The organism is Pseudomonas weihenstephanensis, from assembly GCF_001043055.1.
Taxonomy (GTDB): domain Bacteria; phylum Pseudomonadota; class Gammaproteobacteria; order Pseudomonadales; family Pseudomonadaceae; genus Aquipseudomonas; species Aquipseudomonas weihenstephanensis.
The window spans coordinates 40,634-63,977 of sequence record NZ_JYLF01000009.1 but is presented as its reverse complement, the minus strand read 5'-3'; the positions used below and the strand labels follow the sequence as shown (position 1 = coordinate 63,977).

Below are 23,344 nucleotides of genomic sequence, written 5' to 3'. Positions count from 1 at the left end.
GCAGCGAAAGTCGGGTGTGTCTGATAGGATCTCGGCCGAAATCGCAAAACCTGTATGTTTCTTGATTTCTGACATTTTTTTCACATCGCGCTGGCGAAAATCCACGGCTGTAACCCACCCCGCGGCAGCGGTTGCAGGCACTCACTAATGACTTATCTGCTCGGCATGATGCGGGGCTTTATGGGGGAACAATGGATCTTTGGACTGCCGCACAGGCGTTGATACTCGGCGTAGTAGAAGGCCTGACGGAATTTTTGCCGATTTCCAGTACGGGCCACCAAATCATCGTTGCCGACTTGCTCAACTTTGGTGGTGAGCGGGCGATGGCGTTCAACATCATTATTCAGCTCGGCGCGATTCTGGCCGTGGTCTGGGAGTTTCGACGCAAGATTCTGGACGTCGTCACCGGCTTGCCCACACAGCCGCAGGCACGTCGCTTTACCGTCAACTTGATAATTGCTGTACTGCCCGCCGTGGTGCTGGGCGTGATTTTCGCCGATACCATTCATGAGTACCTGTTCAACCCGATCACCGTGGCCACAGCCTTGGTCATCGGCGGGATCATCATGCTATGGGCCGAACGTCGCCAGCATGTGATCCACGCAGAAACCGTGGATGACATGACCTGGAAGGACGCCGTCAAGATCGGTTTCGCCCAATGCCTGGCAATGATCCCCGGCACGTCGCGTTCGGGCTCGACCATCATTGGCGGTTTGTTATTTGGTTTGTCACGAAAGGCTGCGACTGAGTTTTCGTTTTTCCTGGCGATGCCGACCATGGTCGGTGCAGCGGTGTACTCCGGTTACAAGTACCGTCACCTGTTTCAACCGGATGATTTGCCGGTGTTTGCCATTGGCTTTGTGACCTCGTTCATCTTCGCGATGATTGCCGTACGTGCCTTGTTGAAGTTTATTTCCAGTCACAGTTATGCGGCCTTTGCCTGGTATCGCATTGTCTTTGGCCTGCTGATATTGGCCACCTGGCAGTTTGGCTGGATTGACTGGTCGGCAGCGTCTGCGTGAGAACACCCGTCAAACAGCGTCAGCCCCGTGGGCGCGAGCCGGCGCATGACACCGGACCGGTTCGTGGTGTGAAGTTCAAGCTAGTGATGTTTGCCCTGCTGTGCGCGTTGCCGGTAGGGGGCGCGGTGATGCTGCTGGTCACCGGCGTCACCCCCGTGCCGTTATGGGGGTACGTCATCGCCAGCGCGCTGGCATTCGGCTTGTATGGGTATGACAAACAACAGGCCCGAGCAGGCCGCTGGCGTACGCCGGAGAACGTCCTGCATGGGGTGGAGTTGTTGGGGGGATGGCCTGGAGCATGTGTGGCGCAACACGTGTTTCGCCACAAAACCCGCAAAGTCTCCTACCAAGTGTGGTTCTGGTTGATCGTCGCGGCGCATCAAGCACTCTGGATTGATGTGCTGTTCTTGAAAATGACGTTTATTGATCTGTAGGCCACTGCGCAAAAACGTCAGAGCAATAAGCCGATCTGACGTTTTTTCGGCAGTTTACTCACCACCAGCTGATGAGAACGGCGCAGTAAGTCTTGCAGTTCTGCGGTGGCCATCGGGTAGGGTGTTTTCATGTTGATCCAGTGCGCCCGCGCCAGATACGGCGAGGGATGTATGCCCGGTCGGTCGACATAGCCCAGAAACAGGTCTTTTTCGACTTTAAAAGACAGCCCGTCCTGATTCAGGTTGAACAGCGCAAACATCTTGCTCTGGTCAACAAAGAACACATGAACACCTCCCCACTTAATGTCTTCTTTGACGCCCGGCAGGCTGCGGCAATACGCAGCGACCTCTTCTTTACTCATCGTGTTAGCGCTCATAGAAGCTTGTCTCCACAGCGTTCAAATGATTCGACCAGATGTTCGATCCAGGCGCGTACTGCGGGCATGACACCGCGCCGATGCGGGTAGACCGCGTGCAGCCAGCCACCCGGCAGTGACCATTTGGGCAGCAATTGCACCAGTTGGCCTGTGTGCAATTCCTGCTCGCAATACATCATGGGCAGCACGGTGAAACCCATCCCTGACAGGGTGCAGGCTTTGCGCACAATAAAGTCATCAATGCCTAACCGCGCTTGCAGCACCAGGTCGCAAGGCTTGCCCTGTTCATCCAGCATGCGCAGGTGGACCATGCGATCAGCCTCCAGGGCACCTAAAACCGGGACCTGCTTCAAGTCATTCGGGGTACTGATGGGCCATTCACGGGCAAACTCGGGGCTTGCCACCATGACGGTCTGCGCCTGACGCAGGCGCCGCGTGACCAACAATGGGTCTTCGTCCCCCAGCTCGCGCACACGCATCGCTACGTCAATGCCCTCGGTGATCAGGTCAACCCGACGATTGAGCAGGATCATTTCCAGCTGCACCTGAGGGTAGGCGCGCAAAAACGCGCTAATGACCTCGGGCATGAATTCATGCGCCAGTCCCACCGGACATGACACCCGCAACGGCCCGCGCGGTTCGCTGGACATGCTGGCGACAGCCTCGTCAGCCATCTCGGCTTCAAGCAGCATCGCCTGGCAGTGGCGCAGGTAACGTTCACCCACGGCTGTCAGTTTGAGTTGGCGGGTGGTGCGCTGTAACAGACGCGCGCCCAAGCGTTCCTCAAGCTCGGCGACCCGGCGCGACAAGCGTGACTTGGGGACACCCAGTAGCCGGCCCGCAGCGGCAAACCCGCCGGCTTCGACCACCTTGGCAAAGTAATAGAGATCGTTAAGATCCTGCATGAGTTTTCTCACCGTCCTACAAGTGGGACGAACTATCACACAACGGATGACTTATCGTCGATTGCTTTCATCGGTAGTATCACTGCCACTTGATCGCCCGGCGGCGATTCTCATTTGTGGAGATCACCATGAAACTGTTGCATATCGATTCGAGCATTTTGGGCGATAACTCAGCGTCGCGTCAGTTGAGCCGTGAAGTCGTTGGCGCCTGGAAAGCCGCCGATCCGAGCATTGAAGTGAGCTACCGCGATCTGGCGGCTGAAGCGATTGAACACTTTTCCTCCGTTACGCTGGTGGCCGCCGCCACCCCGGCTGAACTGCGTGATGCAGCACACAAGCATGAAGCACAATTGAGCGCAGATACCTTGGCGCAGTTCTTGGCTGCCGATGCGGTCGTGATTGGCGCACCGATGTACAACTTCACGATCCCGACCCAGCTCAAAGCGTGGATTGATCGTATTGCCGTGGCTGGCCAGACCTTCCGTTACACCGATGCCGGGCCTGAAGGGCTTTGCGCTAACAAAAAGGTCATCGTGGTCTCCACCTCAGGCGGCTTGCACGTGGGCCAGCCTACCGGTTCGGCACATGAGGACTATTTGAAAGTCATGTTGGGCTTTCTGGGCATCACTGATATCGAGTTTGTTCGCGCTCACGGTCTGGCTTACGGCGACGATGTTCGCAGCAAAGCCATGAATGATGCACACGCGCACATTAACGAAGGCTTGTTCAGCGTCGCGTAAGCTTTGCGGGCACGCCGTACACACTAAACTCTGTATTCTGGCCATCTACACATGGCCAGGCTACGGAGTTTTTTGCTTCTGGCCTGAAAGATGCTGGCGTGGATTATGCCCAGATCAACCACTACGTTTTGGCATCAACTCTCACGCTAAGCCTTCACCAAGGTGAGCCTCCATGATGCGTCTGTGTGCGGTTCTGGTTTTTTTATGGTCTAGCTGCCCTTTAATCGTGCGAGCTGAACCGGTCTTGCAGTGGAGTGTGGGCTTTCATCGCCTGAATTTTCTGGACCCGCTGGATCATCAGCCGATGCACGCGATTGCCTTTTACCCCTCTACGGCGAAAGAGGGCAGTAGCCGATTAGGCAGCTATCAAGTGGACGCCACTGAAAACGCCAAAATTGCCAGCGGGCATTACCCGTTGTTGATGTTGTCCCATGGCAATACCGGCACACCACTGGCCCTGCATGACATGGCCACAGCGCTGGCACGTAAAGGTTTTGTCGTGGTTGCCGTACTCCACCCCGGCGATAACTATAAAGATCACAGTCGGCTTGGCACCTTGAGCAACTTGTATGGGCGGCCCATGCAGATATCCGCGGCGATCAGCGCGACCTTGCATGACCGCCATTTATCACCCCACGTACTGGGTGATGAAGTGGGCGTCATGGGTTACTCGGCCGGAGGGGAAACCGCGCTGATCCTCGCGGGCGCGCAACCAGATCTGGAGCGTTTACGCCGTTACTGCCAGGAGCGCCCGAATGACCGTGACGCTTGCACCACACAGGGCGAGTTGATCGCCGATCGTGACGACCTTGTCCCCAGCGCAGACCCGCGGGTGCATGCATTGCTGCTGCTGGCACCGCTGAGTCTGATGTTCGGACGCCAAACGCTGGCAGATGTCCATGTGCCAGTCCTGCTTTACAGTGGCGATGACGATACGTTGGTGTTCCCGGACAAAAACGCCGATGCGCTCGCACGCAAGTTGCCGGTGGCACCCGAATTCAAGGTGATTGCGGGCGCAGGTCACTTTGTATTCATGGCGCCGTGTACGGATGAGCAGATGGCGACAATGCCCGGTTTGTGCACCGACGCAGAAGGGGTTGATCGCGAGGATATACACCGCGACCTGATTGAGGAGGCAGGTCGATTTTTCCGGCAGTCCTTGCAACGTCATTCGCCTACAGGGTGATGAACGTGGTCAGCGTCCCGTAGCCAATCGAGGCAACATCAGGCTCAGCCCATGGGGCGCGATCAGGCCGAAAACTGACCAAAATGATCGTGAACATAGCCGGGCAGAACCGCGATGGGCAAACCCATGCACAGCAAGGCGATGAAGGTATAAAACGATGGACAAGATTTGTAGCGTGACTGACCCGCAAGGTGTGGGCGAGGGGTGTTGCACAGGCATGACGGGCGTTCCGGCTAACAATCATCGTTGGCGCGCATGATGGCGGGCGCGGGCGATAAAAGAAAGCAGGCTAACTTTTGCTACGAACGCCAGCCCACAAAAAACCCGTCACGAGGACGGGTTTTTTGATGACGCTATTAAGGCCGCAGGGTGCCTTGAATCAGAACACGACGCCTTGGCTACGCAGGTAGTCATCGTATGTGCCGCTGAAGTCGATCACGCCGCTTGGGCTCAACTCAATGATGCGAGTGGCCAGCGAGGAAACAAATTCACGGTCGTGGCTGACGAAAACCAGCGTGCCCGGGTAGTTTTCCAGCGCCAGGTTCAGCGCTTCGATGGATTCCATGTCCAAGTGGTTGGTCGGTTCGTCCATGATCAGCACGTTGGCTTTTTGCAGGATCAGCTTGCCGAATAGCATGCGACCTTGCTCACCACCGGAAATCACTTTTACCGACTTGAGAATGTCATCGTTGGAGAACAGCATGCGGCCCAAAGTGCCGCGTACCATTTGCTCGCCTTGAGTCCACTGACCCATCCAGTCGAACAGGGTCATGTCGTCTTCGAAGTCATGTGCGTGGTCTTGGGCGTAGTAACCCAGCTCAGCGGCTTCGGTCCACTTCACAGTACCGGCATCCGGAGTCAGTTCGTTGACCAGGGTGCGCAACAAGGTGGTTTTGCCGATACCGTTCGGGCCAATGATCGCTACGCGCTCGCCCGCTTCAACGGTGAAGCTGAAGTCCTTGAACAGCGTTTTGCCATCAAAGCCTTTGGCCATCTGCTCGACAATCACAGCCTGACGGTGCAGCTTTTTGTTTTGCTCGAAACGAATGAACGGGCTGACACGGCTCGAAGGTTTGACTTCGGCCAGAGTGATCTTGTCGATCGCCTTGGCGCGGGAGCTGGCCTGCTTGGATTTCGAGGCGTTAGCCGAGAAGCGGCTGACGAACGCTTGCAGCTCGTTGATCTGAGCCTTTTTCTTGGCGTTTTCTGACAGCAGTTGCTCGCGCGATTGGGTGGCGACCGTCATGTACTCGTCATAGTTGCCCGGGAACAGACGCAGTTCGCCGTAGTCCAGGTCAGCCATGTGGGTGCAGACACTGTTCAGGAAGTGTCTATCGTGAGAAATGATGATCATCAGGCTGTTACGCTGCGTCAGAATGTTTTCCAGCCAGCGGATAGTGTTGATATCCAAGTGGTTGGTCGGTTCGTCGAGCAGCAATACTTCAGGATCGGAGAACAGCGCCTGAGCCAGCAGAACACGCAACTTCCAGCCTGGCGAGACTTCGCTCATCGGGCCATTGTGCTGTTCGATACCGATCCCCAGACCTAGCAGCAACTCACCGGCGCGCGATTCAGCGGTGTAACCGTCCATTTCGGCGAACTCGGTTTCGAGTTCAGCGACGGCCATACCGTCGTCTTCCGTCATTTCGGGCAGTGAATAGATACGATCGCGCTCGGCCTTGACCTTCCACAGCTCTTCGTGACCCATGATCACGGTGTCGAGCACGGTGAATTCTTCGTAGGCGAACTGATCCTGGCGCAACTTACCCAGGCGCACGTTCGGCTCCAGCATGACCTGGCCGCCAGACGGCTCAAGATCATCGCCGAGGATCTTCATGAAAGTGGACTTGCCGCACCCGTTGGCACCGATCAAGCCATAGCGGTTGCCCGCGCCAAACTTGACTGAAACGTTCTCAAAAAGCGGCTTAGCGCCGAATTGCATCGTGATGTTAGCTGTAGAAATCAAAGGGTTATCCTGCGGGGGTTACAGAGTTGCGAGAGGTGCGCCAGTACCTATTTAGTACCCATTTCCGACATTCCGAGCTTGGAAATTTCATTCCAGTCTGAAGCAGAACTGATCCATCTGGCATAGGTGGACAGCAGCATTTGCACGCTATGCCCAAGTTGATTTGCGATGAAAGCAGGATTCATTCCCGTCATCAGGCATAGGGTCGCGTATGTATGGCGGCAATTGTACTGGGGTCGCTCGCGTAACGATAGGGCGATAAGCGCCTGCTTGAAGTGCTTGTGCAGAACGCTGGTCTCGTTGACGAACTCATTTCCCTTGCTGGGAGGGAAAACGTATGGGGAGTGAGCGTGCTGCATTTCACGCGTGGCGCGGTGTTCAGCGTTGGCTTTTGCTTCGGCCAGGGCCTTCATGGCTCGCTCGTTTAGAAGCACCACCCGGACTTTTTTGTTTTTCACGCGCTCGCGAATCTGACGATCGGCGACGATCCGGCAAATTCGGGCAGTACGCTTATCTTCGTCTATCTCGTCCCAGCGTAAGGCCATGATTTCGCACGGACGCATCCCGGTGAACATGGCGAACTCGAAATAAGCTGCGTAAATACGCGTAAAAGGCGATGCCTCTTTGTAGAGATGAGCAATGATCAGCTCCACTTCTGATTGTTCGAAAGGGTCTACGTCCTTATTGAGTCTCTTAGGCAGCTCAATCGACGCCAGCGGATTGCGTTCGATCATGCCATCAAGCACCGCTGTATTCAGAATGGCGCCGAGCCTGTTCATGGCTGAGCGTTTTACCGAAGGCGTGGACCACTTTATCTTCACAATCAGTTTGCGAAGCTCTGCCGATGTTATTTGGTCCACTGGCCGCCTGGCCAAGTGGGGCATCCAGTACAGGTTAAGGCTGCTGAGATAGTTTTTGCGCGTTCCTTTGGCGATCTCGCGACTGTCCAGCCAGTCTTGCGCGTACTCAAACAGCGTAGGGCTGGTCGACCGTGAAACTTGTATGGAAGAAGGGAATAACTCGCAATAGCGTTGTTCATCCATAATCCCGAGCTTAATCAAGCTGACTACTTGAGCACGTAAAGCTGTGGCTGACTTGATCCCTTTGGCCGTCTGGGGATAGGGAGTCGTTTCGCAATATCGCCGCCCATTCCAATAGAAGCGGACCCGGATTGAACTGTTAGCGAATTCAACCCCTGCGGGCAGTCCCATAGACTTTCCAGCCATGCTTCATATCTCCTGACACTGTAAAAGATCCGATTGTTAATTTTGTTCCAGACGCCATTAGGAATAACGCCCCGCGCGCGTTTGCTTTCAAGTGCTCGCGCCGTGGTACCCAGGATTTCAGCCATTTTGGCTTCGGGCACTTTGTCGAAAGGATGTATTTCGGGAAGCTCTTCTGCGGCTTGCATAGGGATACCTCGCCATGCCAGTTAAGGCTGGATAGTTTTTGGAGTAAGGGTTGGGCTTGGAACTGAGGGTTAGCGCTTCATAAACGTCATCCAGTGCGTGTTCACACGCTTGCCGGACTTATGGCCAAACAGAGGCTGCTGATCAGTTAGGGCCAGTATTTCGCTGACCTTTACCTGTGTTTCGTTCCACTTGAAGATCAATACTCCGTCAGTGGCCAACACGCGAAAGCACTCCGCAAAGCCCTTGGCCAAGTCGTCGCGCCAGTCATCTGTTAGCAGCCCATACTTTGCGCGCAGCCAACTATCACGGCCTGCGCGGGTCAGGTGAGGTGGATCAAATACCACCAACTTAAATGCACCGTCAGCGAAGGGCAGGGTGCGGAAGTCCATGATGACGTTGGGTTCAACGTTCAACGCACGGCCATCACAGAGCACATGTTGCTCGTCACGAATGTCGCCGAACAGGGCGCGCTGGTCGCCTTTGTCAAACCAGAACATGCGGCTGCCGCAGCAGGGGTCGAGGATTTTTAAGGCGCCGGTCATGGCCTCACCACCTCGACCAAGGCCCAGCAGATCTGTCTGGCATAAACTGATGGCACGCGCTTGACCTGGCCGGCGCGCTCCAGGCGTTCCAGTTGACGGCGAACCCAATCGGTTTTTAAACCCTTGTACCCAGCCATGCTCAGACCGTTACGAATGACATAGGTCATCTGTTGCGAGCCCCAATACATGATCTGGGATTTTATTTCGGCATCGGTGGGCTTTGGGTTGTCGCTCATGACTTCTTGCTCCGACTAACATCTTCAGCAGTGACGATGTGCGGTGTACTGTCCTTGATGGTGAAGAAATCTGGCTGGCAGTGCTTGCGAGCCCAAGCTTTCAGTGGAGCAAGCGCGATATCCAGCTCAGCCTCAGCCGCTTTGCTGAGGTCTGGATAGGCGTCAACCCACTCGCGGGCATCGCTATCGCAGGCGTTTTCGTACATCCGTTCGGTCACATCGTTAGCGTCTGGCAAGAAGCGTGCAGGGTCATCCTTACACTCAATCCCGCGATAGACCGTGCCGCCTTCATACAGGCCAGGCCGGTAGCTTGCCGGATGCCCGTCGCCATCGCTGTCATGGCCGTAATTATCCTTGAGCAGTTCATCGAGACTGTCGTAATCCCAAGAGCCGTTGTCCCCGGTTAGGGACCACTTCACGCCCGTAACTGGCGACTCATAGGCAGGCACCGAGTTAGCAGCAGCTATTGGTAAAGCCGCCTTGAACTGCCTGAGGTATTCAGCCGGTGTCGAGCCCCAACGGTTTACCAGGCACTCGTCATCTGCCAGGAGCCCCGCATCTTCTGGCTCATCAGATGGCTCTCCGGGCACCATGAAGAACTCGCGCTCAACCGCATGCAGAAGATCGGAAAAGCGCTTGGAGTTATCGATGTTAACCAGCAGGGTCGACAGTTCATGATTTGAGCTGAGGCCGAACACGTTATAGATGCGGGCCAATTCTGGCTGATGTTTTGGCATGACTTCGTCCTTGCCGCTAAGGCGGCTGACTTTGAATTGAGGGAGGGTTACGGGTATTTCTTGCTGATGCGCTTGGCGATGGCTTCGAGCTGCTCGGCCATACCCCACATGGCGTTGTTGTCGCGACGGGATACCACTGGGGAGCGTTGGGCGTTTCTGCCTATCAGGATCTTCGCTGCCAGCAGGATCAGCCAAGCCTCGAACTTGCGTCGAAGAAGGCGCCTCACGACTTCACTACATTTGGTCGAGCCAGACCTCTTACAGCTTCGCTGTAAATGAACTTGATCTGATCCCACGGGATTGTGTGCTTCTGCCCGTATTCACCTTCGCCGTCGCAGAACTCACAGCCTTCCAAAGGCTCTTCCAGATCGCGGCACTCAGGGCACTCGGTCGTGACCTCAAGCTGGAACTCACCAAGCAGCAGCGCCTTGGCGCCATTCTCTGCCGTCAACCTTTTAGGCATGATGCAGTATCCCTCCGGCACCTCCGCTACCGGCTCGGACTGCTCGGCGTAGAGATTGAATATCCCCCCCGTCAGGCGGCAGGTGTTGGACCATTCCGAGTCCTCAACCGTGACGCCGTATTCGCCATCCCTTCCGGTCAGCCGCTCTGCATGCAGCTTTGCCACTGGCTTGGCTTTCGCCACCGGCTCGCCCTGGTGTTGGGCGACGGGAGAGCATGGCTTCACCGATTTCAGCTCAAGGCGAGCAAGTCGCTCGCGGAGACTGTTGATTTCATCCTGGTACTGGTCTGCAAGCGTCGTAAGGTCGTTAAAGTTGATCCAATTGCCATGCTTTTCGGGAACGCGGATTACGCTGCCTTTCTCATCCTCCCCACCGCGCCAGAAATTAAAACGCGGTAGCTCGTGAGCTTTGTCCCAGAGGTCGTAACCTTCACGCGTTTCGATATTTCTCATACCTTCTCCCGTGCGCGCCGCTCAGCCTCTTGGGCTTGGCGCAACTTGCTGCATTTGGTGTGGTTGCCGTGGGCGCGTGACTTGTTGCATTGGTCGCAGACGGTTTGCAGATCCAGCGGGCGCATAGGGCCGCTGTTTAGACGGACTGTTCGGCGTAACGCGGTCATGCTGCAACCGCCTGCCGTTCGATTGCTCGCCACGGGTCGTTGGCGCGAGCAAGTGCAGCCATCGGCGGTGGGCTGACGCTGTTCCCGCACATGTGCACTTGCTGGGTCTTAGTGAAGGGCTTGCCGTCGGCGCCGTGGGCGATGATGTAGTCGCTCGGAAAGCCTTGGGCCTTGTACAGTTCGGCCGGTTGCAGCATCCGCAGGCAGATGTCGACGATCACGTATGGCGTACCCTTTATGGTCACGGTGACCAGTGCCAGGCGGTCGCGGGTGGTGATGGTCGGTGATGGCTCGCTAGCTTCGCTCACATTCTCGGTGCCGTAATAGCTGATCAAGAAGGCCGCAACCCTCAGCGCACCAGCCTCAACCTCCGGCGAGAGCTGCAACTCAACCAGCGAACTTTTTCCGCCTCCGCCTGCTGTGATCGTCGGTGCTGGGTCGTCCAAGGCTTGGCCGACACTGGCGCCGAACTGGCGCTCAAGGAAGGCAGTCATTAATCCGTGGTGTGTACCTCCAGCGCTGATGGTGTGCAACGGGTCGTTCAAGTCGCGCGCATCACAGTTGCCGCGCAAGTGGACCAGGTTGGCGGTGACCAGTTGTTGTTGGCTGCCGGTATTGGTCACTGTGGTCATGGGGTCGTCCATGCTTTTGGCTGCGGTTGTGTTGAAACCGCCATTCATCTGGGCCATGAACACAGTCGAAATCCCCATTGCATGCGCAGCTCCGGCAGGGCGCTTGTAGTTCCCGCCGCTGGTAATGGTGGGCAATGGCTCACCCAGCGCTTTGCCTTCGTCTGCAAACCTGAGCTTGACCAGGTGCGCTGCCGCTATGGAGTGCCCACCACTTGCTGTAACTGTTGCGAGCGGCTCACCGGTAGACCTGCTTCCGGCGCCCCAGCGTTGAACGCCTCCGGGCTTGCCTTCGCCGTGTGCGGCAGCAACCATCACCGGGCTCACAACCGAGAAGGCGCCGCCCTTGGGGTAGGAGGTCACGGTACGCAGCGGCTCGGCCGCAGACTGCACGCTTTCCCCGGACCAGTTCGCGATCGGCACGATGAAAGGGTTGGCCGAGTCCAGTACGAACTTGCGCATTCCCTTGGCCACCCGGCGCAGGGTGGCCGGGGCCAGATCCTTTTTACGGCCAAAAATGCTTTTACTCGGGATCGTCCAGTCAATGCACTCAGCAGCGGTGCGCCACTTTTGCTGACCCTTGGCGGGGTTCTTGGCGTGTGTTGGTTCAGGCCACACGATCGGTTGGCCATCGCAGCGGGCAATCATGAATAGGCGCTCCCGACTGGTCGGTGCGCCGAAGTCGCAGGCCTTGATCACACGCCATTCGACGGCATAGCCCAGGCGCTGCAATTCAGCCACGAAAACTGCCCACGTTTGACCGCGGCGTTTTGGATCGGGTACCAAGAACTGTTCGTTAACCGGTACCACCTCACCAAGCTCAGCGATTCCGCCACCCAACTTGATGACACGCCCGGTCGATTTGCAGCGCTTCGCCACAAGCGGTCCCCATTGCAGGATCTGCTTCACGTTCTCCAAGCTGATCACCCGGGGGCGCTTCATGCCTGCCCACTTGAGGCCGATCCATGACAGATTACGAATCTCCCTCTTGCGCGGCTGGCCACCGGCAGCCTGGCTGTGGTGGGTGCAGTCCGGCGACATATGGAACCAACCCACGGCCCGGCCACCACATTCAGTGTCAGGGTCGCCCTCAAACACATCAGTGGTGAAGTGCTTTGCATGCGGGTGGTTGATGGTGTGCATGCTGATCGCCGCAGGGCTGTGGTTTTTGGCGACAGTTACCGCGCGCCCAAGGCCCATTTCCAGACCTGTACCAGCACCGCCACCGCCGCAGAAGAAGTCCACGACGATCTCGTCGTCCTGCTGGTTGAAGCCAAGGCCGTACTGGGTTTTGAAATCGAAGGGGTATTTCTTCTGGTGTGCGGACATAAGTAGACCTCGCCGGGCGGCGTGATTTTTTAGTGAAAGGGTTGTTTTAAGAGGGGGTTGGCTAAGCAGCTTGAGTTCGGGTATCAGGCTGCCATTCACAGAACCCAACCCGTTGCGCTTTAGTTTTCGCGTTGATAATTGGCCGGCCTTCGGCGTCAGTCATAATGCGCTTCGCCCTGATCCGCAAATCCCGGCATTGAATGGTCTTGCGGGCCAGCTCAATGAACTGCTGGGCGTACTGTGGGGCATCGAACAGCGGCGAGAGCTGGCGAACCGTACCCCCCCCCATAATCTGCTCTGTCTTCTTCTCGACCAGCTCCAGCCATTCAGCCAGAGGAACAGGCTCTATACCGCCTGGCGCCTTCACGTTCTTGCGGGTGCCTTTGGTGCGCTTCTTGGCCTCGGCCAGCGCAACATCGCGGGTCATTCCAAACACTGCAAATGTGCTCATGACTTTCTCCAATCAAGCGGTTACACGCTCGCCAATCACCGTAGTGGTAAAACTTGGTTCGAATTCGATTTTTAGTTCGAATAAGCCACCGCAGGTGTCGCACTCCATGTTCTGATCGCGATAGTCCTCGGTCTCGATATGAATGACCGTCGCGCAGTGCGGGCATTTGCATTCGTCCAGCCCGCAAAAGTCGTGCTCGTCGTATTCGTTTTCTGCGAATTTCGCCAGTGCTTCAGCTTTTGCAATTGCATCTACGGAGTCTTGGCAAGGCTTGCAGGTGAAGCCTTCAGGATGGCCCCACGGTGCTTCCGTTAGCTTAGAGCGGTGAGTGCTGCATAGGCGGCAGACGTTATGCTTGTCGCACACCGAGTAGCTGTATTTCTCACCACTTCCATTGCACTTTGCGCAACCAGATACCCAGTACCAGGCGCCATCGATTCGCTCGGCGTACAGCCCTACTTCTGGGGGATCAAGCCGAACCTCTGGCAAACCGTTGGTATGCGGCTTGCCGTGTCGAGCTTCATTCCAGATGTTTGTTTTCCCCGAGCGCAGGCGGTGCGTCCATTCGCCTGAGATTTCCGGGATCAGGATTTTAGTATTCTTGTCCATGGCTTCTATCCAGTTAGGCGCCGCCCTCCGTGACCGGATGCGACAGTGGCAAATTAGTGTCAAATGATGTTCTATTGCTCAGCCAATTTCGGCAAAGCTATCGCAAGGAAAGATATGGCAGTCTCAACGGATAACTTAGTTAGAATCGCAGAGGTCGGTGGAAGTGTCGTAGTTCCATCCAGTATCCCTACAGACAATTTAGTTCGTATTGCGTCAGCTCTACGTAAAGCTGGAGTGGGTCACCTCACTGTTTCTGGAGACGCAAAGTCGACAGATAACATGGTCCGAATCGCTAAGGCCGCCCCCGGACAGGTCACTTTTGATTTTGTCTAAGGATCTATGATCTCGTCGCCCGGATCTTTCTGGATGGCGAGCAGGCTTTTATTGCGAAATTCCCGCGCCACGTTTCCGGATATCTGCACATTGTGGCGCGGCGGTTCGAATAGCGGCTTGCAGCGGGCAGAGCCGAGAGCATGCAGGTGATGAATCATCAGCGTCATCGCTTCTCCCTGCTCAGTAATGCCTGACCACTCCATCAGGTCGGACAGGGCCTGGCGTGTGCCGGGGCGAACCCTGAGCCTCAATTCCTCTTCGGCATTCGCCACGCGCTTCTTGGCAGTTTTTGCCGAGCGCTCCTGCGATGTTTTCGCCATGGCCTACCTCTTCTATTCCGCTGGCCGGCAGTGCGAGCCAGGTTTGACGTTTGCGTTGATGGATGCGGGCTATGCGCCTCATGCCGCGACCTTTTGCTGATTCCAGGCACCCACCGCATCAAATACTCGCGCAGCTTGAGCTTCGTCCAGCGAAACCTCGGCCGGAATAGCGATCCAGCCTGACGCGACTAAATGATTCGGGTTGCACTGCGCGAGTAGCGTTTTGTATGTAGTCTCGATTGCATCTGTCAGATGCTCGGCGAGGTAAACGCCTTGAGGCGCTATTTCTACTGACTTGGTGTAGCGGGAGCCCGGGCCATCGACGCAATGAACGCTGAGGTAGACCGTCCAGCGATGCGGGATGTCGCAGACAGCATCTACGATTTTGCGGCCTGTGACGTTCTTGCAGTTTGCCCAGTTGATCAGGCCTTGGTGTCCGCTGGGGTTGATGTTGACCACCGCGACGTGATTCGTGCTCAGCAGTGCGCGGCAGGAGCGCTCCATTCGAACGCGGAGGTTGTGAGGTTTTCGCTTGCTCATAGTGAGTCAGCCATTAACCGCAGGGCTTTGCGGTCGGCCCACGACAGCGCTTTCGGTTTGCGCTTAAGGACCGTATCAGGGTCTATTTTCTGTGAGCGGGGAGGCGGCAGCGGATTACATGGCAGACTTCGAAGTTGGGCGACCTGACCGCCGGAGGCCAGGTAGTGGGCGATCTGCTTTGATATAGATTCGGCGAGCTGGCGTTGCTGCTCGACCAGGCTTAAGTGGTTGCTGATCATGATCAGGCTCCCAAACGATGGGCTTGCGCCCTGGCTTTATCAGCGACTTCATCAACCATACGGTTCAGTTCCAGGTTGAACTGGACTAACTCTTTATGCAGGTTGGCGATGTAGTCTTCGTCTCGGTAAATCGTTTCGATATAGAGCTGACACTCCTCATCTTGGCGAGAATCAAACGACAGGAAATCCCACCACTTTCGGCCCGTCACGAACATGCAGCCCTGTACTTGCGGCATGTGTTCTTCGGGCATGCCTTCAAGCCAAGTCCTGACGTGTATCGCTTCATTGAAGGGGCACTTCGATTCGGTGCCTCCGTCTTCGTTTATCAGGCCGTCAGGTGAGCAGCCAAGCCAGTCGTATCTGGGGTGGACGATAAATTCTGAAGGTATGACGATATTGCCGGTCAGCATCTCGTAGGCGTCTTGAGCCTTTTGTTCTTCGGTGTGACCCCATCTCATTGAGGCGCTGTTGACGTTGTGCTTGGACCTTTTTGCTAGCCGTTCAAAACACAGTTCGCGCATGTATGAGGTGCGCGCACCCATAGGCTCGCGCTTCCCGTTTTTGTCAGGTTTCCCCCAGGCCATCACATCTTTAAACCGACTGGCAGTTACTCGACCAGATCGGTCTGCATGCCATTTTTCGGTGCCCTGAAGTTCGGTTCTCACTATGCCGCCCCTTCGGCTTGCGAAAAGTCGTCGCCCGTCCCGGTTATGTCAGAAAAGTCGGCATCGACAATCGCCGCCATGCTTTTCAAGGCTTCGTGGCATTCCAGTCCGATAGCTGCACGCTGCTTAGGTTTGAGGGCTGCCCAGGCAGCGGCATAGGCTTCGATGTCCTGGCGTTTCGCTACAACCAAGAGGTCTGCAAATACACCGTCGATTTCGGGGGAAGGGGATTTAGGGCCAAATGCAACACTTGCTGCAGCGGCAGTGTTAGTTGCTTGCTCAGCCGGAGTGATATCAATCTCGCTTCCGTAGGGATTTTCGAACTCGTCAGGTGTGTAAACCCCTAGAATTACGTCTGGGCAAAATAGGCGAGCCCACTTCTTCGTAGCAAGGTAAGCGATCTGCTGCTTTGGATCGTCGGCCCACAGAGTGGAGTTACGAGTACGAGCTTGCGCCATGAGCGTCTCAAGTACTCGTGGCTCATTTTCACCGCGGAAGGTTGCCCAGACTTTGACACCTAAACCTACTTCGTCGAGCAGGCCCCAACCTGGAACACGGTACTCCTTGTTGTCGGAGTTTTTCTTAACCAGGAACTTACCCACAATCTTTTCCCATGGACCAAACCATTCATAGTGCAGGCGATCAATGGTGGGGGCCTTGGACGTTATTACAGCATTGACCAGTTGGGCTTCATAGCTCAGCGCGCCCTCTTTCACGATGAAGGTTTTTTGAGCCACCGCGAATGGATTCATTTGCCACTGCATTGCCTGCAAGACGATTGCCATACAGTCGGCTTTGTTGCCCCGCAGGTGTTCAGGGACGGTCGTTTTCCCGTCTGCCATCATGGTAGCAAGCTCAGTCATCGACCTCATGGTGCCTGGGTCGAGGATGAGCGCTGCCGCGTTGTGCGATGGATCGTTGTATGTAGCGAGGCTCGTTTGTGCTTGGGTGTCTGGATCAGTCATAGCGCTCTCCGTGGCTGACGTGGAGTGGGTCGGCCGGCAGATAGAAAAGAAGATTAGAAGCGAATGGCGCGTAGCCAAGCGCGAGCTGTATCGAGGTGTACATCGAAGCCGAGCGCTACAACCTCGACAATGTCTTCAACCGATGGCGCGTTAGTAGTCACGTCGTCGGATTCATCGCTTGGCGTATGCGAGCAAATAGATGCGATTTCAATTTTCTCTACGCTCATATGAGCGGCCGCTGCAGTTGCGGGTGCCGGTGCGATAGCTTGGGCGCGCAGGCGGATCAGCTCCTCCTGATCGCGCTGATATTGGGCTTCGCGCTCTCGCTGCTGACGCTGTTGCTCTTCCTGTTGCTCACGTTGATGGCGTTGCTGAGCCTCCATATCACGACGCTGCTGGTCCAGCTCATCTTGTTGCTGTTTCATACGCTTGCGGTCTTCCTCGGCGCGTTGCTTGCGAAGCTCCTCGGCTTCAGCATCGGCAATGCGTTGTTTCTCGCGCAGCTCGTCCAGTTCTTTCTGCTGAGCCAGCAACTTGGCAGCAGCTTCTTCTCGTTCGATGGCTGACTTGTGTAGCGCTTCCAACTGCTCAATGGCGTTGTCGCGAGCGATGGTGCCTTCTGCTTCAAACTCGCCGTACTCTTCGGGCAAGATCACCGACTCTTTGACACTCATCAGAATGATTGAAATGTCGGCGGCGCTTCGGCTTGCATAAGCAGCAGCAACAGAGCTGAAGCGGGTAATTTTGGCCCGGATGGCTTCGACACGCTCAGCCTCAATACGCTCGCGCTCTGCCTTGGCATCAGCAATACGCTTTTCTTCGGCCTTGATCGCTTCATCGACAGGCATCTCAATCGCAAGCACACGATCCTTTAGTGCCTCGCCGAATTCCTTAACTTGATTGACGCGGGCCTGAGCTTCTTTGACTTTCTGTTGATAAGGGATGAGGGCCGTCTTGGTTGTATTTGCCAAGGCGTAGCGTACGTCGCGGATGTCGACACGAACCTCCTTAGCGTTCGACAAGCCTTCGCTGGTTGAGCAGTCAACGACCAAGCTCGAATAACTTGCCTCCAGGCGCATGATCTGTTCTTCGTGCGGCCGATATTCAGCGATGTCGGTGACGGTAACTTTAGGGACAACGGATTTTTTCGACTCTTCGTTTTCGCTCATTTCGAATGTCTCTTGTGCAAGTGCTTGGTCAGTTTTTTTGGACATGACGATCCCTCGCCGCGCTTGGCGCAGCCTTGAAAGTAGTGTTGTGGGTTGGTGCTGTTAAGCGGCTGAAACGAGTGAGTTGTTGTAAGTGGCGTAGAGCTGATCAATACGCGCCCGGAAGCAGCGATGCTCAGCTTCATCTATTGCCCGCAACATGAAGGCCAAGGTGATGACCGATGTTGCCGCGGCACTGGCGTTGCGGGCGCCAATATTGCGAACAAACTCTTCAATTTCGCCTTCGATCCAGGTAATGGCCGCCTGGTGATCGCGCTCTTGAATATTCATTCTGGTTTTCCCTTCAGGTTCCAGAAAACGGCCATTTGATCTACTGCGGCATTAATGCGCATGGCGAGGGCCTTTCTTTCGGCCAACTCGCGAACCGCGTTATTTACTTGGGCTTGAGACCGCTCTGAAGCAGCGGCTTCGTAGTCATGGAAAGGACCTTGGGCTGGAGTGGCCTTTGGGCGACCACACGCGTCCATTTTTCGATCCCATTCGCGTGCTTGCGCGCTATCTGCATAGCTGGTCGCCATGGCAGCTACTCCTGCTCAAGTTTGCGTGCATAAGCGCAGGCGGCGTTGTGGTCACGCCGGAAACCCTTCACTTTGTTGGTGCGGGCGTCGACGATGTGGAAGAACTCGCCGCTGACAGGGATTACCCGGTAGCGGGGCGCACATTTAGGTGAAACTGAGCCGACCAGTCCGAGGCTGATCGCTACAGACATGTTTCGGCGCTGGTGCATTGCAAGCGCTATATCACAGTAAGCGCGGTGACTTGGGTTCATGGTCGCCTCCAGGCGTAAACCGCATTAGCCAGATGCCAGGCACGGGTGACCAAGCCCAGCCCTGAGACTGGCCTGGCATCTGCTAATGCGGTCTTTGTGGTTTGAGGGGGAGGGTGCAGGCGCCCGGCGCTTCCCGGAATGCGTCGAGTCTGGCCAGCTATGCCCTCGGACTCGCCTGCGGTACCGGTTACGTCTCCGGCGCCGAGTTCCACGGCCGTATTCATTTCGCCAGCGCTCGATAACAACCGATTCTGGGATTTGATGCAGGTGGGCGGTTATAGGCCGCGATTTCGTCCGCATCGGGGTGAGAACTGCATGACGTTTGTCAGCCTTTGCTCTCGCGCTGGCTGGCGGTACTCAGTTCTCACTCCGATACAGCCTGCACTTAGGTGTGCAGGTGACCGGGCAGTTAGCGACAGGCTGTCGTTGGTGCTGGTTGTTCAGATGACTGCCGTCATGGTCTTGGAGCCGTCGCCGTGTTACGTGGTGAACATCAGCGGAGCAGACCGGCCATTGCGGCGAATCAATGCGTTCGCCTGTGCAAAAACCGGGTATGGCTCGCCAGCTTCATCAGGAAGCAGCGTGTTGCACGTCAAATTCGAGCAGTCTTCGCCGTTAGGCCCCTCGCCATCATCGCGATGCCGTGTTCCTTGCTGATTGCAATGACCTGCTGCATGAGCGGGCTGATCTGGCTGTCGTAAATCTCTTCTTTGTTCATGGTCATGCTCCGGGTTGTTTTCCCAATGCCCACCGCTCTGGATGGGCATCAGTGAAAAGGTCCGTCATGCATACATCCGAACAGTGATGTGGCCGTTGCTCGCCACAACGTGCTCCCAATGGTTTAAGAAGACGCTGGCGCCGAACTTGTCGATGGCAGCCTGCTTAACCTTGCCGAGCACGTCGTCAGCGGGCTCGCCAGCATCTGGGATGGCAAGCCATTCGAGACGCTTGCCGTTGCTGAGGTGTGAATCGATGTTGAATTGAGCCATGGTGAATTCCTCTTGGTTGTCATCCCAAGCAGCCCTCGCGAGAAGGCTGCTCAGTGATGCTGTCCAGCTGAACCATGGCAAGAATTGCCAGAGTTCGTTTCTCCACCACGCGCATCGCCCGATTCATATCTCTGGCCGGCGTCACACATTTCGTGGACGGTGTTCTTCGCCGACCGGCTTGCGTGGTTTCGCGTACTCACATCTGGTGAGCGCGGCCAGTTCCAGAGCTGGCGTGGAGATCGAATTTATTACTCGCGCTGTGCCCATTGCTGGGGATCGATCTGCGAGGTTCCCGTGCTGTTAAAGAACGACGGGCTGTGAGGCCCTAACGAGTCCCTGTTGGGTGACTCGATGGATTCAATCTACAACCTAAAATTGTAGTGTGCAACTCTAAATTGTAATTTTGGGCGATGAAAATTGTAGCCCCTTAGGAATCAGGGGCTTATAGGTGCTCTTAGATCGCGGGGTGAGCGTTACGGGGAGGCCTGACTAGGCAGCACGCTCATAATCAATGATGGCAGCGGCTGCCTCTTCGGCGCCGTAAAAAATGTGTGGCTCAATGCCGTCTTCAAGACTCTGGCGCTGGAGATCCTCAAGACTTTGCTCGTATTCCGCTATGAGCGAGGGATCAAACCTGTCTAGCTCCTTTGGCGTCCAGATGAATAGCGTGCATTTATTCTGCGGGGCGTCGGCGACCTTATGCTTAACGAAATGCAGATCCCATAGTCGGCTCTTGGCGCCGTCTACGTGGCGACTTATTTGCTTCGATGGTTTTATCTTGGCCAGGCTGGCTGCCATGCGATTGCCAGCAAAGAACAGGCTGCCACGCGATCCCTGAATTGCTTGGGTATGCAAAGGCAAGTTAAAGCGATCCCTCAGGCGGGGGAGAATACCCAGCACTCGATCCTGTATGTCAGATCGTAGCTGGCCAAGATTTGCCTCGTAGGCTACCGGATCGTCAGACTCTTCGTCCTCTTCCATCAGAGCCGAGGCATGAACGGTGGAAAGGCTTGAGGTAAGGCTGGATGCTTGTTGGAGGATATGGGACATGTTGTTGCCCAACCCCCTGCGGGTCTTACCGATGACTACACCGTGAATGCCGCATGAGAACTGCCCTTCGAAGCCGCCTTCGGCAAACTCCAGGGCGCGGGACAACGCAAGCCCCATCATTCGTTGCATGCCTACCGCCGAGCTGCCATATAGGCATTTCAAGGCCTTTTCACTAATAGTGAGGCAGCCGTTGACCTCGTCGCCAGAAGCTGCGACCACTGCAATAGTTAGACGCTCGCCGGACTGAACGATGGGCTCCAGGTAAACAGGGGCCCAATCCGCCTCATATTCAGGAAAGCTGGGGAATTCAGAGAGATCTGGGAGCATCCTTTAGACCGCCATGGTTTTCTGTTTGAAGCCGAGAGCCCCATCCATTAGAGCGCTCATATGTTTTACGCGTGACTCGAGGAAGTCCACCACTTTGTCGACATGTGCCTGGTCGACTTGGCAGTAATGCGGCTGACTCGCCGCAGCATGGTTCCTGAAGTTAGCAGTATATGCTGGCGCAGATCGATCTTTCAGCTTTTTGGACGCTTGGTGTCTTTCAAACTCAGACACCTCTCCGATGACCATCCCCAGAAGATGGTTCCGGATATTTTCGCTCGCTTGGAGGCTTGGTGCTGACAGCGCCTCCTCGTGGTCGATAAGCCAAATAGCTCCATCGCCACCGATAAGGAGGTTGCGCAAATTCCTGTCGGTGTTAGCTAGGAGTTCGTCGAAGACAATGGCGGCATGCAGGTGTGACCACTTATTGAGTAAGTGTGAGACCTTGTCGAAATTGATCACGCGGCTCATAGGCACCGCATTGGTGTCCACGCTAGCCAATACGATGCACTTACCCTGTCCTCGCCCAACGTCTTTTCCGCGGGCAACCGCAAGAGCAGTTAGGGGAATAGGTAGGCCAAAATATCTCCCGATGCTCGCGCTCATGGTTTCGGCGAACAATCGCTCGGCAGGCAATACCTTTATGTATGCATGGAGGTCTCTACGGTAGCCTTTCAGCCCGCTGATGGTGCCGTAGAAAAGTGGGTGCTGACCCTTTACGTCTGGGTCAACAACAGCCTCGCCCTGGAGATAAAGGGCGAGTGGAATGTCAATCGGTTCCGGTTTTGCGTTTTGCATGTGTAGGGCCGCTTTCCTTGGCTACTGACTTCTTAAGGCCATGACCGATCATCTTCACCATATCTCCCGAATCACCGCCAGCGTCTGCATTTTTAAACGCGGATTCTGCGAGTGCATCCAATTCATCAGGTAGATTTGGCACGTTTTCCCCGGAGGAAACGTTTCTTTCAATCATGACCTTTGCCATGGCTGTAAGAAGTGACACATCACTCTCTCCGAGCTCCCCTTTCTGAAGCGCGCGAGACACTACATCACGGAGGATTTTTTCCACTCCGCCGGACGAGCTTATCCTCAGTTTTTTGGCCGCAGCGCCTTTGATTTCGGAGCCCGTCAGAGGAGTGAAGTGTGGAGTGCTAAATGAGCCTGATTCGCCCATCAAGTGGGAGATTGAAACCTTCAGCGCGCCTGCAATTCCTTCAAGTTTCTTCGGGCGGGGAACATTTTTGTCTGCCTCCCAAGCCTGGACGGACTGAGGCTTAACTCCCAATAGACGAGCGAGTTCAGACTGGTTCAGCCCGACAGCCTCTCGCGCAGCAGCGATTCTTTTTCCGATTGTGCTCATAGAGACACTTTACAACTAGTCGTTGTAACCAGCATTGCAATTCTCAGTTGTAGTTTTCTGGCAAAGGTTGTAACTTTGCGTTGTAAGTCAAATTTTAGAGGTGCCTATGAACCAGAACGCAGCCGTGCGTGCAGCTGAAGCAGCAGGAAGCCAGTCCGCCCTTGCTCGCGTTCTTGGCTGTACGCCTCAAAACGTTCAGAAGTGGTGCGCAACAGGTCGCATCCCAGCTGAGCGCGTTATTCCAGTAGAGCAAGCCACCGGCATTCCACGCCATGAGCTTCGTCCAGATATTTACCCGATCGCCGCTTAACGCATTTCTTCCGCCCTTAAAAGTCCGGAATTTTGCTCATACCAGATATGAGCGCCCAGGCCATTCCAGCGACGAAGCAATCTTGACCGCAAACGACCCAAGGAAAAACTAGGACATGAAAACGCCCGTACTAGAGACCCGCCGCCAAGTAATGGCAGCCGTGTCCAACGCTTTCCCTGGTGGGATGGATTGCGCAGCAGCTCGCCTTGGCATCAAGGACAAGCGCCTGGAGAACCAGATCTATGAAACCGCCGGGTGCAAGCCGCTTAGCGATGCCGAGATCTTCGTGCTGGAAAGCGAAACGAAGACCGAGCACCTGCCGGACTACATCTGCGCGATGTACGGCGGCGTGTTCGTGAAGATCCCGGAAGCGGGGGAGTTGGACAACGTCGATCTGTATCAGCGCTCGCTGGCTGCATCCGCACAGCGTGGTGCGCTTGACCAGATGGTGGCTTCCGCCCTGGAAGACGGCGAAATCGATTCGAACGAAGCAAAGAAGATCCGCGCCCTGCACGCCAAGTACATGTCGGCGAGCCTTGAGGCTATCGGGGCGGTAATTGAGTTGCACAAAGCCCGCGCATAAATCGCAGGCA

At 55.8% G+C, this 23,344-nt stretch carries 33 protein-coding genes and 1 pseudogene; 6 read left to right on the top strand and 28 right to left on the bottom strand.

What is annotated here, in order from left to right:
• Positions 1–191: 191 nt before the first annotated feature.
• Positions 192–1,022 carry an undecaprenyl-diphosphate phosphatase gene (locus TU86_RS18660; RefSeq protein WP_048365796.1) on the top strand — a complete coding sequence of 277 codons (831 nt, stop codon included), beginning with the start codon at positions 192–194 and terminating at the stop codon, positions 1,020–1,022.
• 86 nt (positions 1,023–1,108) lie between these two features.
• Positions 1,109–1,456, top strand: a complete 348-nt coding sequence (locus TU86_RS18655) for a DUF1294 domain-containing protein (RefSeq protein ID WP_048365910.1) — start codon at positions 1,109–1,111, stop codon at positions 1,454–1,456.
• Positions 1,457–1,473: 17 nt separating this feature from the next.
• Here the strand turns inward: TU86_RS18655 and TU86_RS18650 are convergent, their stop codons facing one another.
• On the bottom strand, positions 1,474–1,833 hold the full coding sequence (locus TU86_RS18650; protein ID WP_048365795.1) for an MmcQ/YjbR family DNA-binding protein: 360 nt from the start codon (positions 1,831–1,833) through the stop codon (positions 1,474–1,476).
• Complete coding sequence (locus TU86_RS18645; protein WP_048365794.1) at positions 1,830–2,738, bottom strand: LysR substrate-binding domain-containing protein; 909 nt, start codon at positions 2,736–2,738, stop codon at positions 1,830–1,832. Before TU86_RS18645 ends, TU86_RS18650 begins: the two co-directional genes overlap by 4 nt.
• Positions 2,739–2,866: 128 nt before the next feature.
• Between TU86_RS18645 and TU86_RS18640 the strand changes: the two genes are divergently transcribed.
• Positions 2,867–3,478, top strand: coding sequence for an FMN-dependent NADH-azoreductase (locus TU86_RS18640; protein WP_048365793.1), 612 nt, complete (start codon positions 2,867–2,869; stop codon positions 3,476–3,478).
• A gap of 172 nt (positions 3,479–3,650) precedes the next feature.
• Positions 3,651–4,664 (top strand): alpha/beta hydrolase family protein, encoded by a 1,014-nt coding sequence (locus TU86_RS18635; protein WP_048365792.1) that lies wholly within the window; start codon positions 3,651–3,653, stop codon positions 4,662–4,664.
• A 77-nt stretch (positions 4,665–4,741) separates the two neighbouring features.
• Here TU86_RS18635 and TU86_RS23395 read toward each other — a convergent pair.
• The 26 genes and pseudogenes from TU86_RS23395 to TU86_RS22215 all read right to left on the bottom strand — a co-directional run.
• Positions 4,742–4,883 (bottom strand): annotated as a pseudogene (locus TU86_RS23395) (MFS transporter); the annotation flags it as partial.
• 160 nt (positions 4,884–5,043) lie between these two features.
• Positions 5,044–6,630: an ABC-F family ATPase gene (locus TU86_RS18630; protein WP_082149463.1), complete on the bottom strand. Its 1,587-nt coding sequence runs from the start codon at positions 6,628–6,630 to the stop codon at positions 5,044–5,046.
• A gap of 47 nt (positions 6,631–6,677) precedes the next feature.
• Positions 6,678–7,856, bottom strand: coding sequence for a tyrosine-type recombinase/integrase (locus TU86_RS18625; RefSeq protein WP_048365790.1), 1,179 nt, complete (start codon positions 7,854–7,856; stop codon positions 6,678–6,680).
• A gap of 254 nt (positions 7,857–8,110) precedes the next feature.
• Positions 8,111–8,584: a class I SAM-dependent methyltransferase gene (locus TU86_RS18620; RefSeq protein ID WP_048365789.1), complete on the bottom strand. Its 474-nt coding sequence runs from the start codon at positions 8,582–8,584 to the stop codon at positions 8,111–8,113.
• Entirely contained in the window at positions 8,581–8,820 is a 240-nt protein-coding gene (locus TU86_RS18615; protein ID WP_048365788.1) for a hypothetical protein, read from the bottom strand. The genes TU86_RS18620 and TU86_RS18615 overlap by 4 nt, the downstream gene beginning before the upstream one ends.
• Positions 8,817–9,557 (bottom strand): hypothetical protein, encoded by a 741-nt coding sequence (locus TU86_RS22225; protein WP_053076067.1) that lies wholly within the window; start codon positions 9,555–9,557, stop codon positions 8,817–8,819. The genes TU86_RS18615 and TU86_RS22225 overlap by 4 nt, the downstream gene beginning before the upstream one ends.
• Positions 9,558–9,604: 47 nt before the next feature.
• The gene (locus TU86_RS18605) at positions 9,605–9,784 is read right to left on the bottom strand and encodes a hypothetical protein (protein WP_048365787.1); all 180 of its coding nucleotides are present in this window, start codon (positions 9,782–9,784) and stop codon (positions 9,605–9,607) included.
• On the bottom strand, positions 9,781–10,473 hold the full coding sequence (locus TU86_RS22220; protein ID WP_053076066.1) for a hypothetical protein: 693 nt from the start codon (positions 10,471–10,473) through the stop codon (positions 9,781–9,783). The genes TU86_RS18605 and TU86_RS22220 overlap by 4 nt, the downstream gene beginning before the upstream one ends.
• Positions 10,470–10,640, bottom strand: coding sequence for a hypothetical protein (locus tag TU86_RS23100; RefSeq protein ID WP_167337973.1), 171 nt, complete (start codon positions 10,638–10,640; stop codon positions 10,470–10,472). Before TU86_RS23100 ends, TU86_RS22220 begins: the two co-directional genes overlap by 4 nt.
• Complete coding sequence (locus tag TU86_RS18595; RefSeq protein ID WP_048365786.1) at positions 10,637–12,598, bottom strand: DNA cytosine methyltransferase; 1,962 nt, start codon at positions 12,596–12,598, stop codon at positions 10,637–10,639. The genes TU86_RS23100 and TU86_RS18595 overlap by 4 nt, the downstream gene beginning before the upstream one ends.
• Positions 12,599–12,659: 61 nt before the next feature.
• Entirely contained in the window at positions 12,660–13,049 is a 390-nt protein-coding gene (locus TU86_RS18590) for a hypothetical protein (protein WP_048365785.1), read from the bottom strand.
• 12 nt (positions 13,050–13,061) lie between these two features.
• Positions 13,062–13,658 carry a hypothetical protein gene (locus TU86_RS18585; RefSeq protein WP_048365784.1) on the bottom strand — a complete coding sequence of 199 codons (597 nt, stop codon included), beginning with the start codon at positions 13,656–13,658 and terminating at the stop codon, positions 13,062–13,064.
• A 329-nt stretch (positions 13,659–13,987) separates the two neighbouring features.
• The gene (locus tag TU86_RS18580; protein WP_048365783.1) at positions 13,988–14,311 is read right to left on the bottom strand and encodes a hypothetical protein; all 324 of its coding nucleotides are present in this window, start codon (positions 14,309–14,311) and stop codon (positions 13,988–13,990) included.
• Between the two features lie 78 nt (positions 14,312–14,389).
• On the bottom strand, positions 14,390–14,851 hold the full coding sequence (locus TU86_RS18575; RefSeq protein ID WP_048365782.1) for a hypothetical protein: 462 nt from the start codon (positions 14,849–14,851) through the stop codon (positions 14,390–14,392).
• A complete protein-coding gene (locus TU86_RS18570) occupies positions 14,848–15,090 on the bottom strand; it encodes a hypothetical protein (RefSeq protein WP_048365781.1) in 243 nt (80 codons plus the stop codon). Before TU86_RS18570 ends, TU86_RS18575 begins: the two co-directional genes overlap by 4 nt.
• 2 nt (positions 15,091–15,092) lie before the next feature.
• Positions 15,093–15,755: a lambda exonuclease family protein gene (locus TU86_RS18565; protein WP_048365780.1), complete on the bottom strand. Its 663-nt coding sequence runs from the start codon at positions 15,753–15,755 to the stop codon at positions 15,093–15,095.
• Positions 15,755–16,720: a RecT family recombinase gene (locus TU86_RS18560; protein ID WP_048365779.1), complete on the bottom strand. Its 966-nt coding sequence runs from the start codon at positions 16,718–16,720 to the stop codon at positions 15,755–15,757. Before TU86_RS18560 ends, TU86_RS18565 begins: the two co-directional genes overlap by 1 nt.
• A gap of 53 nt (positions 16,721–16,773) precedes the next feature.
• Positions 16,774–17,934 (bottom strand): coiled-coil domain-containing protein, encoded by a 1,161-nt coding sequence (locus TU86_RS18555; RefSeq protein WP_239658834.1) that lies wholly within the window; start codon positions 17,932–17,934, stop codon positions 16,774–16,776.
• Positions 17,935–17,991: 57 nt separating this feature from the next.
• The gene (locus TU86_RS18550; RefSeq protein WP_048365778.1) at positions 17,992–18,219 is read right to left on the bottom strand and encodes a hypothetical protein; all 228 of its coding nucleotides are present in this window, start codon (positions 18,217–18,219) and stop codon (positions 17,992–17,994) included.
• Positions 18,216–18,467 carry a hypothetical protein gene (locus tag TU86_RS18545; protein ID WP_048365777.1) on the bottom strand — a complete coding sequence of 84 codons (252 nt, stop codon included), beginning with the start codon at positions 18,465–18,467 and terminating at the stop codon, positions 18,216–18,218. Before TU86_RS18545 ends, TU86_RS18550 begins: the two co-directional genes overlap by 4 nt.
• Positions 18,468–18,472: 5 nt before the next feature.
• Positions 18,473–18,718, bottom strand: coding sequence for a hypothetical protein (locus tag TU86_RS18540; protein ID WP_053076065.1), 246 nt, complete (start codon positions 18,716–18,718; stop codon positions 18,473–18,475).
• 592 nt (positions 18,719–19,310) lie between these two features.
• Positions 19,311–19,436: a hypothetical protein gene (locus TU86_RS23520; protein ID WP_275575780.1), complete on the bottom strand. Its 126-nt coding sequence runs from the start codon at positions 19,434–19,436 to the stop codon at positions 19,311–19,313.
• Positions 19,437–19,500: 64 nt separating this feature from the next.
• Entirely contained in the window at positions 19,501–19,707 is a 207-nt protein-coding gene (locus TU86_RS18530) for a hypothetical protein (protein ID WP_048365776.1), read from the bottom strand.
• 489 nt (positions 19,708–20,196) lie between these two features.
• Positions 20,197–21,084 carry a hypothetical protein gene (locus TU86_RS18525; RefSeq protein WP_048365775.1) on the bottom strand — a complete coding sequence of 296 codons (888 nt, stop codon included), beginning with the start codon at positions 21,082–21,084 and terminating at the stop codon, positions 20,197–20,199.
• A gap of 3 nt (positions 21,085–21,087) precedes the next feature.
• A complete protein-coding gene (locus TU86_RS18520; RefSeq protein WP_048365774.1) occupies positions 21,088–21,879 on the bottom strand; it encodes a HipA family kinase in 792 nt (263 codons plus the stop codon).
• Positions 21,851–22,441 carry a helix-turn-helix domain-containing protein gene (locus TU86_RS22215; RefSeq protein ID WP_053076064.1) on the bottom strand — a complete coding sequence of 197 codons (591 nt, stop codon included), beginning with the start codon at positions 22,439–22,441 and terminating at the stop codon, positions 21,851–21,853. Before TU86_RS22215 ends, TU86_RS18520 begins: the two co-directional genes overlap by 29 nt.
• Positions 22,442–22,547: 106 nt before the next feature.
• Between TU86_RS22215 and TU86_RS22635 the strand changes: the two genes are divergently transcribed.
• Together TU86_RS22635 and TU86_RS18510 are read left to right on the top strand one after the other, a co-directional pair.
• The gene (locus TU86_RS22635; protein WP_082152922.1) at positions 22,548–22,751 is read left to right on the top strand and encodes a transcriptional regulator; all 204 of its coding nucleotides are present in this window, start codon (positions 22,548–22,550) and stop codon (positions 22,749–22,751) included.
• Between the two features lie 115 nt (positions 22,752–22,866).
• Positions 22,867–23,334 carry a YmfL family putative regulatory protein gene (locus tag TU86_RS18510; RefSeq protein ID WP_048365773.1) on the top strand — a complete coding sequence of 156 codons (468 nt, stop codon included), beginning with the start codon at positions 22,867–22,869 and terminating at the stop codon, positions 23,332–23,334.
• Positions 23,335–23,344 lie beyond the last annotated feature (10 nt).